At 74.7% G+C, this 12,390-nt stretch carries 9 protein-coding genes; 7 read left to right on the top strand and 2 right to left on the bottom strand.

The features are described from left to right. Window positions 1-40 precede the first annotated feature (40 nt). Window positions 41-493, bottom strand: a complete 453-nt coding sequence (locus tag ACH4EB_RS11950; RefSeq protein WP_398347280.1) for a hypothetical protein — start codon at window positions 491-493, stop codon at window positions 41-43. Then, entirely contained in the window at window positions 486-854 is a 369-nt protein-coding gene (locus tag ACH4EB_RS11945) for a hypothetical protein (RefSeq protein ID WP_398347279.1), read from the bottom strand. The genes ACH4EB_RS11950 and ACH4EB_RS11945 overlap by 8 nt, the downstream gene beginning before the upstream one ends. Window positions 855-1,558: 704 nt before the next feature. Here ACH4EB_RS11945 and ACH4EB_RS11940 point away from each other — a divergent pair. From ACH4EB_RS11940 to cobA, 7 genes are all read left to right on the top strand, one after another. Then, window positions 1,559-2,620 carry a methionine ABC transporter ATP-binding protein gene (locus ACH4EB_RS11940; protein WP_398347278.1) on the top strand — a complete coding sequence of 354 codons (1,062 nt, stop codon included), beginning with the start codon at window positions 1,559-1,561 and terminating at the stop codon, window positions 2,618-2,620. Continuing rightward, the gene (locus ACH4EB_RS11935) at window positions 2,617-3,393 is read left to right on the top strand and encodes a methionine ABC transporter permease (RefSeq protein ID WP_398347277.1); all 777 of its coding nucleotides are present in this window, start codon (window positions 2,617-2,619) and stop codon (window positions 3,391-3,393) included. Before ACH4EB_RS11940 ends, ACH4EB_RS11935 begins: the two co-directional genes overlap by 4 nt. A 106-nt stretch (window positions 3,394-3,499) precedes the next feature. Next, window positions 3,500-4,360, top strand: coding sequence for a MetQ/NlpA family ABC transporter substrate-binding protein (locus ACH4EB_RS11930; protein ID WP_398347276.1), 861 nt, complete (start codon window positions 3,500-3,502; stop codon window positions 4,358-4,360). Window positions 4,361-4,552: 192 nt separating this feature from the next. After that, a complete protein-coding gene (locus ACH4EB_RS11925; RefSeq protein ID WP_398347275.1) occupies window positions 4,553-5,188 on the top strand; it encodes a GNAT family N-acetyltransferase in 636 nt (211 codons plus the stop codon). A 323-nt stretch (window positions 5,189-5,511) separates the two neighbouring features. Then, on the top strand, window positions 5,512-6,726 hold the full coding sequence (cbiE, locus tag ACH4EB_RS11920; RefSeq protein ID WP_398347274.1) for a precorrin-6y C5,15-methyltransferase (decarboxylating) subunit CbiE: 1,215 nt from the start codon (window positions 5,512-5,514) through the stop codon (window positions 6,724-6,726). A 237-nt stretch (window positions 6,727-6,963) separates the two neighbouring features. Beyond that, the gene (gene cobT / locus ACH4EB_RS11915; RefSeq protein WP_398347273.1) at window positions 6,964-10,935 is read left to right on the top strand and encodes a nicotinate-nucleotide--dimethylbenzimidazole phosphoribosyltransferase; all 3,972 of its coding nucleotides are present in this window, start codon (window positions 6,964-6,966) and stop codon (window positions 10,933-10,935) included. Between the two features lie 224 nt (window positions 10,936-11,159). Then, window positions 11,160-12,377 (top strand): uroporphyrinogen-III C-methyltransferase, encoded by a 1,218-nt coding sequence (gene cobA / locus ACH4EB_RS11910; protein ID WP_398347272.1) that lies wholly within the window; start codon window positions 11,160-11,162, stop codon window positions 12,375-12,377. Window positions 12,378-12,390 lie beyond the last annotated feature (13 nt).

Here is a 12,390-nt window from a genome sequence, read left to right as displayed (position 1 = left end):
GCGCGGCAGGGGCCCGCCGGGCGTACGGGCGCCGGGCGCGTCACGCCCGGCGGGCCCGCCGCAGCCACAGCAGGCCGGTCACCGGCAGGAAGACCGGGATGAAGAGGTAGCCCATCCCGTAGTCGGACCAGACGGTGGCGTCCGGGAAGGCGGAGTGGTCCACCAGCGTCCACGTACCGACGCCGAGCACACCGGCCAGCTCCAGCGCGCAGCACACGACCGCGGCCCTGCGGGCCCCCTCGCCGCCGCGCACCAGCGAGAACAGGATGAAGGCGTAGACCACCGCGGAGACCGCGGACAGGATGTACGCCAGCGGTGCCCGGTCGAACTGCGCGATGAGCTGGTAGGCCGCCCGCGACGCGGCGGCCACGGTGAAGACGCCGTACAGGGCGACCAGCAGCCGGCCGGGCCCGGTGCCCAGGGAGCGCCGCTTTCCGGCCGCGCCCTGCGGCACGGCCTCGGAGGACCGGGCTCCTGCGGATGTCTCAGGCATGGCCGCCTCCCCAGATGTCGAACAGCCGTACTTCCAGTACGGCGAGGACCACCGCGCCCGCCGCGACGGTCGCCGAGCCCCAGCGCGTCCGCTCGGAGAGGGACATCAATCCGGTGGCCGGTACGCAGGCGGTCGCGCCGATCAGATAGGCGACGAAGATCGCCGTACCGTCCCGCGGCGTCCCGCCGCTGCCCAACTGCACCAGACCCACGACGAGTTGGACGACGCCGAGCAGGCAGACCACGGCCATGCCGATGAAGTGCCAGTCCTTCGTCGGCTCGTCGCGGTACGCGGCGAAGCCGCACCAGGCGGCCAGGGCGAGCGCGGTCACGCCGAGCGTGACCGTCAGCGCGTCGATCACCGGGACCTCCGCGCGGCGCGGCTGCGCGCAGTGGAGAAAAGGGGCATGAGGTGACTCTAAACGGCGGCGGGGGGCCGGGTGCGCGCGGCCCCGCCGGTCGCGACCGGCCGTTCCGCCCGGTCACCCGTGGTCACGGCCGCCGATCACCCCGTCACCCGGACGCGGCCGAGATCCGGCCGCGCGCGGGGCCTGGTCGTCGTGGCGTTGACCACAGCGCGCCGGGCGCCGGGCCGGCCGCCGATGCGCCCGTCCAGGGCCTGTCGGGGGTGTCCGCGCAGGCCACGGTGGGCAGCCTGGAGGTCATCGCGGCCGACTGACCCGTCGTCCACGCCTCGGTCGGGCCTGTCCGCGATACGGACAGGCTTGATCGGTCCGTACGCCTGTCTGGTTTACTGGCGAACATGACCACGACGAGCAACCGCACCCCTGCGACCGAGGCGACCATGACGCCCGGTGCTCGTCGCATGTGTCGAATGTGTGACCGCTGAGGGCCCCCGCCGAGCCTCGCGCCCCGAAGCGAGACCCGCCGCCTTGCGCCGTGCCGGCCGTACGCCCGTCCGTACGCCACGACCCTGGCCGCCCCGCGCCACCGGAACCCGAAGCCGGGCCCCCGCGCCCTCCGGGTCCCCCATGCCGCACTCCGCAATGAATGCCCCGTGCCCGGCGGGCGAGCCGCCCGGCACACGACAGTGACGGAATTCCCTGTGATCACCACAACGGGCCTGACCAAGGTCTACCGCTCAGGAGACCGCGAAGTCACCGCCCTGGACGGCGTCGATCTGCACGTCCGCGAGGGCGAGGTGTACGGCGTCATCGGCCAGAGCGGCGCCGGAAAGTCCACCCTCATCCGCTGCGTCAACCTCCTGGAGCGCCCCACCTCCGGCACGGTCACCGTCGCCGGACAGGAGCTGACCTCGCTGGCCGGCAGGGGGCAGCGCGCCAACGCCGCGCTGCGTGCCGCCCGCAGCCACATCGGGATGGTCTTCCAGCACTTCAACCTGCTGTCCTCGCGCACCGTCCAGGACAACATCGAACTGCCGCTGGAGATCCTCAAGGTCGACCGCCGCGAGCGCGCCCGCAAGGCACGGGAACTGCTCGACCTGGTCGGCCTCGCCGACAAGGCCACGGCGTACCCCGCCCAGCTCTCCGGCGGCCAGAAGCAGCGCGTCGGCATCGCCCGCGCCCTGGCCGGCGACCCCAAGGTGCTGCTCTCCGACGAGGCCACCAGCGCCCTGGACCCGGAGACCACCCGCTCCATCCTCCAGTTGCTGCGCGATCTCAACCGCCAGCTCGGCCTGACCGTGCTGCTGATCACGCACGAGATGGACGTCGTCAAGACGATCTGCGACTCGGCCGCGCTGATGAAGAACGGCCGCGTCGTCGAGCAGGGCACCGTCTCGGAACTGCTCGCCACCCCCGGCTCCGAACTGGCCCGCGAGCTGTTCCCGGTCGGCGGCGAGCCCTCTGGGCCGGACCGCACCGTCGTGGACGTCACCTTCCACGGCGAGGCCGCCACCCGCCCGGTGATCTCCGAGCTGTCCCGTACGTACAACGTGGACATCTCCATCCTCGGCGCCGCCATGGACACCGTCGGCGGCAGGCAGATCGGCCGGATGCGCATCGAGCTGCCCGGCCGCTTCGAGGAGAACGTCGTGCCCATCGGCTTCCTGCGCGAGCAGGGCCTCCAGGTCGACGTCGCCGGCGAGCCGGCCGGCCCCGCGACGACGGCGACCGCCGGCGCGCTGGTGAAGGAAGGTGCCAAGTGACCTGGTCCCAGATGCAGCCGCTGCTGTACAACAACACGCTCGACACGCTCTTCATGGTGTGGTGGTCGACGTTCTACGCCGTCCTGTTCGGCATCCCGCTCGGCGTCCTGCTGATCCTGACCGACCGCGGCGGCCTCCTGCAGAACGTCGTGGTCAACAAGGTCCTCGGCGCGGTGGTGAACATCGGCCGCTCCTTCCCCTTCCTGATCCTGGCCGTCGCACTGATCCCCTTCACGCGCCTGGTGGTGGGCGTCTCCATCGGCCCCACCGGCGCGGTCGTGCCCCTGGTCATCGCGGCCGTCCCGTTCTTCGCCCGGCTCGTGGAGGCCGCGCTGCGCGAGGTCGACCACGGCCTGGTCGAGGCCGCCCAGTCCATGGGCGGCGGCACCTGGACCATCGTCTTCAAGGTCCTGCTGCCGCAGGCGCTGCCCGCGCTGGTCGCGGCCGTCACCACCACCGTCATCACGCTGATCGGCTACTCCGCCATCGCCGGCGCGGTGGGCGGCGGCGGGCTGGGCAACCTGGCCTACACCTACGGCTACCTCCAGTACGAGACCAACCTGATGGTCATCACCATCGTGCTCCTGGTCGTCCTGGTGGTCCTGGTCCAGCTCCTCGGCGACCTGATCGTGCGTCGGCTGGCCCGCCGCGGCAGCCGCGGCACCTCCGCCGTACGCGTCGGGCTGCGCCGGGCGCCCGCCCCGGCCACCGTCGCCGGACAGCCCGCGGCGGCCGCCACCGCCGACGCCCCCGAGGAGTGTGCCGGCGCCTGAGCCCGGGTCCGCTCCGGACCCTCTTGAGCCCGGACCCTTTGCCGGGCGCACCCGCGCGGGGCCGCCGGCCCCGCGCGTCCGAGAAACCGAGATAGGGGCACTTTTCGTGCGTACCACCCGCAACATCACCGTGGCCGTCGCGGCCGCGGCAGCCGTCGCCCTCGGCGCGAGCGCCTGCAGCGCGCCCTCCGACGTCTCCTCCTCCGGGGGCAAGAAGGAGGACAGCGCCGCGCCGCTGACCGTCGCCGCCAGCCCCACCCCGCACGGGGCGATCCTCAACTTCGTCCGGGACAAGCTCGCGGCGAAGGAGGGGCTCACGCTGGAGGTGCAGGAGTTCAACGACTACAACCTGCCGAACAAGGTCACCGAGGACGGCCAGGTCGACGCGAACTTCTTCCAGCACAAGCCGTTCCTGGACACCTACAACGAGAAGAACGGCACCCACGTCGTGCCGGTCGTCAACGTCGCCATCGAGCCGCTCGGCGTGTACTCCAAGAAGGTCAAGAAGCTCTCCGAGCTGACCGCGGGCAACACCGTCTCCGTCCCCAACGACCCGTCCAACGAGGGCCGCGCGCTCAAGCTGCTCGCCGACAACGGCGTCATCACCCTCAAGAAGGGCGTCGGCTCCGATGCCAAGCTGACCGACGTCGAGGACAGCAAGGGCATCAAGCTCACCGAGCTGGAGGCCGGCCAGGTCGCGCCGCGCCTCGCCGACGTGGACGCCGGCGTGATCAACGGCAACTTCGCCATCGGCGCCCAGCTCAAGCCCTCCACCGACGCACTCGCGCTGGAGAAGGCCGCGGGCAACCCGTACGCCAACTTCCTGGCCGTCAAGAAGGGCAACGAGGAAGACCCGCGGGTCAAGAAGCTGGCGAAGTTGCTGAACTCGCCCGAGGTCAAGAAGTTCATCGAGGACAAGTACCGGGACGGCTCGGTCATCCCGGCCTTCGGCGCCCCTCAGGGCTGACCACCGCCCCCTCAGGCCGGCACCGTACGGACGGCTGAGCCGTGCCACGACGGGCCCCGGACGCGCACTCCGCGCCACCGGGGCCCGCGTGCGTGGCACATCCCCGGTCGGATGCTGCATCCTGGTGCACTCAAGACGGTCAACAGGGCCCGAACTTCGGAGCAGCACGGTCAACGGCGTTGGAGCAGCGGCATGACATCCACCTTTCCGGACATCTCCATCAGCACGGATCGGTTGGTGCTTCGCCCGTTCGAAGAGGCCGACGTGCCCGCGCTCACCGAGATGATGAACGACGAGCTGACCGCCGCCTGGACCGCGCAGCCGCAGCCCTACACCACCGAGGCCGCCCGTGAGTGGGCCACCCGCCGGGCCGGCGCGGTACGCACCGAAGGCCGCGGCATCGCCTTCGCCGTCACCGAATTCCTCACCCAGCGCCTGGTCGGCACGATCGCACTCGACCACACCGACTGGCGGGTGCTGAGCACCGAGGCCGCCTACGTCACCGCCCCCTGGGCGCGCGGTGAGGGCTACGCCTGCGAATCCGTCCTCGCGGTCGCGCAGTGGCTCTTCCGGGACCAGAAGTTCGAACGGGTCGAGCTGCGCACCGCCGCCGGCAACACCGCCGCCCAGCAGGTGGCCCAGAAGGTCGGCTGCATCAGCGAGGGCGTGCTGCGCAACGCCTGGATAGCCCGCTCCCGCACCGAGGACGGAAGCTGGACGGACATCCGTACGGATCTGATCGTCTGGAGCCTGCTGCCCGAGGACCTCGACGGTGTACCGGGCCGGATGGCCGACGCCAACGGCTTCGCCTATCCCGAGTGGAGCTGAGAGCCTGTGTCACGACCCCGGCCGGAGTGGTGACACAGACTCTGAGCGGACTTCCGCCCTCGCGGTCCGCCGCTCCGCCGGGAGGGTGTCCGCCCGCCTCGCGCCGCCCGCGTGGCCGGGTGAGCCCGGCCGGGGGAGGCCCGGCCCGCTTCGCTGTGGTCCGGACCTCTCGGGGTAGTCTCGGCCTGCCCACAGGGCTCCGTGACCGGCTGACCGCTGCCGTGTGAGCCGTCCGGCGCGCGCCCCGCGAGTCCGTGTCCCCTAGCTCTGTCCCGTATTGCCCAGTCCTGTTCCGTCCAGCGAAGCCCAGGAGACTGACGACGATGGCCGACCGGGTCACGGTGATCGGGTGGGACGGTTCGCCGTTGACCGCCGCCGCCCGCTCCGCCCTCGGCGCGGCGACCCTCGTGGCCGGCGCCGCCCACCACCTCGCCCTGCCCGAAGTCCCCCCGCACGCCGAACACATCCGGCTGGGCAGTGTGGGCCTGGCCGCCCGCCGCATCGCCCAGCACCGCGGCACCGCCGTGGTGCTCGCCGACGGCGACCCCGGGTTCTTCGGCGTCGTACGGACCCTGCGGGCGCCCGAGCACGGCCTGGAGGTCGAGGTGGTGCCCGCCGTCTCGTCCGTCGCGGCGGCCTTCGCCCGCGCCGGGATGCCCTGGGACGACGCCCAGATCGTCGTCGCCCACAGCCGCGACCTGCGGCGGGCCGTCAACATCTGCCGCGCGCACACCAAGGTCGCGGTGCTCACCGCGCCCGGCGCGGGGCCCGCCGAACTCGCCCTGCTGCTGGACGGCGTCCACCGCACCTTCGTCATCTGCGAGGAACTGGGCACCGCGCGCGAGCAGGTGACGGTCCTCACCTCCGACAAGGCCGCCGACCACGTCTGGCGCGACCCCAACGTCGTCATCGTCGTCGGCGGGGCCAACGCCGCCACCCAGGGCAGCGGCTGGCTGGCGGGGCGCGATGTCGCCTACCCGGCACCGCCGCGCGGCTGGGGGCTGCCCGCGCAGGCGTACGGCGGTGTCCTGGACGAAGGGGAGTCCGTCCAGCTCCGCAGCGCCCAGCTCGCCCGCCTCGGCCCCCGGCCCGGCGACCTCGTCTGGGACATCGGCGCGGGCAGCGGCGCCGCCGCCGTCGAGGCCGCGCGCTTCGGGGCCGCCGTCATCGCCGTCGACGCCGACCCGGACGCCTGCGAGCGCACCGCGGCCGTCGCCCGCCGGTACGGCGTCCAGCTCCAGGTCGTACGGGGCCGGGCGCCCCAGGTGCTGGAGGACCTCCCGGAACCGGACGTCGTACGGGTCGGCGGCGGGGGAGCGGCGGTGGTCACCGCCTGCGCCGCCCGCCGTCCCGAGCGCATCGTGACGCACGCGTCGACCCGTGACGAGGCCGAGGCGATCGGCCGCGCGCTGGCCGACGGCGGCTACGAGACCGAGTGCGCGCTGCTCCAGTCCGTCGAACTGGACACCTCCGCCTGGGTCGAGCGGGAGCGCGCCGTCGTCTTCCTGCTCAGCGGCTACCGGGTGGCTCACCCGTGACCGGGCCCGCCACCGGCGCGGGGTAGGCTGGCGGATCGTTGCGCCGCCGTCCGACGTTCGGTTTCGTACGCCAATATCGGGAACATGCCGTGGTTTTGGCCGTAATTGAAGCACTCACGGGCGGACGTGCCGCGAGGCGCGCTCGCTCGTTCTAGCTATAGGGGCGGTCGGCGCGCCGCGGTGGAGCGCGTCGCACGAGCGGTTGGAAGGAGCACTACCAATGGGCGAGGGGTACGCATGACCGACACCGGCCAGGTCCCGGGCGAGGGACAGCCGGAGAACGCAGGCGGACAGCCCGGACAGCCGCAGCCGGCGGCCGTTCCCTCCCCTGCCGATGCCGGCCCGACGCAGGCGCCGGGGATGCCCCAGGCGCCCGACGCGTACACCTTCCTGGACCCCGCCGACACGGGCGCCGAGGACGACGACCTGCTGCTGATGCCGGGGGCGCAGGGCGCGTGGGGCAGCGAGCAGCAGCACCACCAGCCGCAGTTCCCGCAGCAGACCCAGCCGCCGCAGGCGCCGCCCCAGCAGGGCGTGCCCGAGCAGCCGGGCCCGTACGACTCCGCGCCGCGCGGCGCCATGGCGTACGAGCCCCTGCCGCCGGAGGCCGGCGACCACGAGAGCGGCGGCCGCGACTCGGCCTCCGTCGACCTCGGCGGCGTACGCGTACCGCCGCCCGCCGCGCCGCAGCAGGCCCCCGCGCCGCCGCGCCGCCCCCTCCACATGGGCCCGCCGGTCCCCGACGCGACCGGCGGGGTGGTCCGCTCGCTCGCCGACCGCGGCCCGGCCGGCGCGCCGCCGGGCACTCCGGTGCGCGGCGTCCCCGGCCCGCCGGCGAGCGGCCCCGAGTACCTGGACGTCGAGGAGGGCGCGCAGCAGGCGGCGGCCGCCCCCGCTCCCGCCGCGCAGGAGACGCCCGCCGAGGCGTACGCGGCCCCCGGCACCGCACCGCTGCCCGGGCCGCAGCTCGGCGAGATCCCCGCGCAGGCCCCGTCGTGGGACAGCGCTCCGGCGCAGGCGGCCCCGGTGGCGCCGGTCGCCGCGCAGCCCGCCGCCGTGCAGACGTCTCCGGACGCCGGCGCCGACGCGGCCACCGCTGCCGACGCCGGCGCCGCTCCGGTTGCAGAAACGGTCGATCGCGGTACCGAGGAGGCTGCGGTGGCTGATGTGATGCCAGAAGTTGCTGAGACGACAGAGATGACTGAGACGACGGAGGCGGCCGAGGCGGCTGGGACTCCGGACGCTGCGACGGCCGGAGTCCCCGCCCCGGCAGCACCGTCGGAGCCCGCGCCGGAAGGCGGCGAGGGCGCCCCGGAGGCGGCCCCGCTGGGTGCCGCGCCCCAGGCGGCCGCCGACGGCAGCGAGCAGGTCGCGCAGACGGAGCAGACCGTGGCGGCCGAGCAGCAGCCCGTACCGGCCGGCCAGACCGTGGCCACGGAGCAGCCCGTACCGGCCGAGCAGCCGGGCACGGTAGCCGAGGGCGCGCAGCCGGTGGAACCGGCCCAGGACGAGGCCGGCGCCGGCGAGACGACGCACGCCACGGGCACCGCCGAAGGAGCACAGTCGGCGCAGCCCGCGGAACCGGCCGAGGTACCGCAGCCCATACAGGTCGCCGAGGAGGCACCGGCCGCCCCGGCCGAGGCACCCGCGGAGTCCCCGGACGCGGCGGCAGCGGCCGCCGAGCCGGAGGAGCCCGCCGGCGAAGCCCCGGACGCACCGGCCCCGGACGCACCGGCCGAGGCCGCTGCCGGCGCCGAGCAGCCCGCCGCCCCCGTGGCGGCCGAGGCCGTCCCGGCCGTACCGGAACAGGACCAGGCCGCCGTGCCCGTGACCGACGTACCGCAGGAGGCCGCCGCCCAGGCCGAGCAGCCGCAGCCCCCGGCGGCCGAGGGGGCACAGCCCGCTTCGGAGACGGGCGCGGAAGCGGCACAGCCCGCCGAGGCCGCTCCGGCCGCCGAGGCGCAGGACCCGGCCACCGAGGCCGTCCCCGCCGCCCCCGCCGAGGCCGCCCCCGCCGAGGCCGGGCAGGCCGCCGCCCCGGCCCCGGAGCAGCAGGCCGCCGAGCCCGGCGACACCCCGCAGGCCGACGAGGCCCAGGCCGCCGAGCAGACCCCGGCCGCCCCGGTGGCCGAGGACGCCCAGACCCCCGCCGCCGAGCCCGCCCCGGCCGAAGCGCCGGACGACGCCGGCCAGCCGGTCCCGGAGCAGGACGTCTCCGAACTGGTCCAGCTCGGCGACGACCTGGACACCACGGACGCACCGGAAACCCGGCACGCCCCGGCCCCCCCGGCCGAAGCCCCCCGGGAGCAGCCCGCCGCGGCCGCCACCGGTGCGGCCGTACCGCCCGCCGAGGCCGCCGCCCCGGCTCCGGACGCGCCGGCCGCGCCCGCCGTCCCCGAGGAGCCCGTGGTGGAAGCTGTCGCGGAGCCCGGCGCCGAGACCGGCCCGGTGGCCGCACCGGCCGGACCCACCACCCCTCCGGCCACCGGCTACGACGACTCCGAGCGGGCCGCCGTGCACCGCGTCATGCGCGAGCGCCGCGACATCCGCAACGGCTTCCGCCCCGACCCCATCCCCAACGAGGTGCTGCTGCGCGTCCTGGAGGCGGCCCACACCGCCCCCAGCGTCGGCCACTCCCAGCCCTGGGACTTCGTCGTCATCCGCTCGCGGGAGACCCGGGAGCGGATGCACCAGCTCGCCGCGGCGCAGCGCGAGGCGTACGCGAAGTCGCTGCCCAAGGCCCGCGCCAAGCAGTTCCGCGAGCTGAAGATCGAGGCCATCCTCGAAACGCCGGTCAACATCGTGGTGACCGCCGACTCGACCCGTGGCGGCCGGCACACCCTCGGCCGCCACACCCAGCCCCAGATGGCGCCCTACAGCTCCGCGCTCGCGGTGGAGAACCTGTGGCTGGCGGCCCGCGCCGAGGGCCTGGGCGTCGGCTGGGTCAGCTTCTTCGACGAGCGGGAGATGGTCCGCGAGCTGGGCCTGCCCGACCACCTGGAGGTCGTCGCGTACCTCTGCGTCGGATACGTCGACGAGTTCCCCGACGAGCCCGAGCTGATGCAGGCCGGCTGGTCCAAGCGCCGCCCGCTGTCCTGGGTGGTCCACGAGGAGACGTACGGCCGCCGCGCGCTGCCCGGCGAGGCGCCCGCCGATCTCCTCCAGGAGACCCTCCAGGGCATCCGCCCGCTGGACGCCAAGGCGCTCGGCGAGGCGTGGGAGCGGCAGAAGCGGATGACCAAGCCGGCGGGCGCGCTCGGCATGCTGGAGATCATCTCCGCGCAGCTCTGCGGGCTGTCCCGCAAGTGCCCGCCGCCGATCCCGGAGCCGGCCGCCGTCGCCGTCTTCGCGGGCGACCACGGTGTGCACGCCCAGGGCGTCACCCCCTGGCCGCAGGAAGTGACCGCGCAGATGGTCGCCAATTTCCTGGGCGGCGGCGCGGTCTGCAACGCCTTCGCCAACCAGGTGGGCGCCGAGGTCTGCGTCGTGGACGTCGGCGTGGCCGCCGATCTGCCGGCCACCCCCGGCCTGCTGCCGCGCAAGATCCGGCCGGGCACCGCCGACTTCACCGTCGGGCCCGCGATGAGCCACGACGAGGTGCTGCGCGCCATCGAGGTGGGCATCGAGACCGCCCGCGACCTGGTGGCCGCCGGGAACAAGGCGCTGATCACCGGCGAGATGGGCATCGCCAACACCACCACCTCCGCCGCCCTGGTCTCCGTCTACACCGAGACCGACCCCGGCGAGGTCACCGGCCGCGGTACCGGCATCAACGACGAGACGCACGCCCGCAAGGTCGACGTCGTCCGCCGCGCCCTGGAACTGCACCGGCCCGACCCCGGTGACCCCATCGGCGTCCTCGCCGCGGTCGGCGGCCTGGAGCACGCGGCGATGGCCGGCCTGATCCTCGGCGGCGCCTCGCTGCGTACACCGGTCATCCTGGACGGGGTCAGCGCCGGGGCCGCCGCCCTGGTGGCCCGCGCCATCGCCCCCGAGGCGCTGGCCGCCTGCATCGCCGGCCACCGCAGCGCCGAGCCCGGCCATGTCGCCGCGCTCAACAAGCTCGGACTGCGCCCGCTGGTCGACCTCGACCTGCGGCTCGGCGAGGGCACCGGCGCCCTGCTGGCGCTGCCCGTCGTCCAGAGCGCCGCCCGCGCCATGCACGAGGTCGCCACCTTCGACTCCGCCGGAGTCACCGAGAAGAGCTGAGCCACCGGGCACCGGCCGGACCGCCGGTGCCCGCGCACGACCCCCGGCCCGCAGCCCCCTAGGCTGTGGGCCGGGGCCGTACCCTCACACCAGGTCCCCGGGGCGGCAGCCGCCCCACCAGCCGCTCCAGCGCCGCAGCGGCGAACGCGTCCCCGTTCCCCCGCCCGCGAGCGCTGCCCGCACCACCAGCGCACCGCGCCACCCGTACAAGGAGCCGTACCGCCATGGCCGAGCACGTCGAACACGCCGCCTACCCCGTCGGACTGCGCCTGTCCGGCCGCCGCGTGGTCGTCCTCGGCGGCGGCCAGGTCGCCCAGCGCCGACTGCCCTCCCTGGTCGCCGCCGGCGCCGACGTCCTGCTGATCTCCCCGTCCGCCAAGCCGTCCGTCGAGGCCATGGCCGACACCGGCGAGATCCGCTGGGAGCGCCGCCGGTACGCGCCCGGTGACCTCGCGGACGCCTGGTACGCGCTCATCTCCACCGACGACCCCGACGCCAACGCGGCCGCCTCCCAGGAGGCCGAGGACCGCCGCGTGTGGTGCGTACGCTCCGACGACGCCGAGGCCGCCACCGCCTGGACCCCGGCCACCGGCCGCAGCGAGGGCGTCACCGTCGCGGTCCTCACCGGCCGCGACCCGCGCCGCTCCGCCGCCGTACGGGACGCCATCGTCGAGGGCCTGCGCGACGGCACCCTCGCCGCCCCGCACCACCGCGCCCGCGCCACCGGTGTCGCCCTGGTCGGCGGCGGTCCCGGCGACCCCGACCTGATCACCGTGCGCGGCCGCCGGCTGCTCGCCGAGGCCGACGTGGTCATCGCCGACCGGCTCGGCCCCCGCGACCTGCTCGCCGAACTCCCGCCGCACGTCGAGGTCATCGACGCGGCGAAGATCCCGTACGGCCGGTTCATGGCTCAGGAGGCCATCAACAACGCCCTGATCGAGCACGCCCGCGCCGGGAAGTCCGTGGTCCGCCTCAAGGGCGGCGACCCGTACGTCTTCGGCCGCGGCATGGAGGAGCTGCAAGCCCTCGCCGAGGCGGGCATCCCCTGCACCGTCGTGCCCGGCATCTCCAGCTCCATCAGCGTGCCGTCCGCCGCCGGCATCCCGGTCACCCACCGCGGCGTCGCCCAGGAGTTCACCGTCGTCAGCGGCCATGTCGCACCCGACGACGAGCGCTCCACCGTCGACTGGTCCGCCCTCGCCCGCCTGCGCGGCACCCTCGTCGTCCTCATGGGTGTCGAGAACAGCGGCGCCATCGCCGCCACCCTCATCGCCCACGGGCGCGGCGCCGGCACCCCCGTCGCCGTCGTCCAGGAAGGCACCACCGCCGCCCAGCGCCGCGTGGACGCCACCCTCGGCACCCTCGCGGAGACGGTACGGGCCGAAGGCATCCGCCCGCCCGCCGTCATCGTCATCGGTGACGTGGTCGCCGTGAACCCCTGACCCCGAGCCGTCC

The sequence above is a fragment of the Streptomyces sp. NPDC018045 genome, assembly GCF_044327445.1.
Taxonomy (GTDB): Bacteria; Actinomycetota; Actinomycetes; order Streptomycetales; family Streptomycetaceae; genus Streptomyces.
Note: the sequence above shows the minus strand (reverse complement) of the source record. Positions and strands in the feature narration are given on the sequence as shown.

Coding starts and splice junctions, on each gene's coding strand:
- ACH4EB_RS11950 (WP_398347280.1), bottom strand. CDS start 493: ATGCCTGAGACATCCGCAGGAGCCCGGTCCTCCGAGGCCGTGCCGCAG.
- ACH4EB_RS11925 (WP_398347275.1), top strand. CDS start 4,553: ATGACATCCACCTTTCCGGACATCTCCATCAGCACGGATCGGTTGGTG.
- cbiE (WP_398347274.1), top strand. CDS start 5,512: ATGGCCGACCGGGTCACGGTGATCGGGTGGGACGGTTCGCCGTTGACC.
- cobT (WP_398347273.1), top strand. CDS start 6,964: ATGACCGACACCGGCCAGGTCCCGGGCGAGGGACAGCCGGAGAACGCA.
- cobA (WP_398347272.1), top strand. CDS start 11,160: ATGGCCGAGCACGTCGAACACGCCGCCTACCCCGTCGGACTGCGCCTG.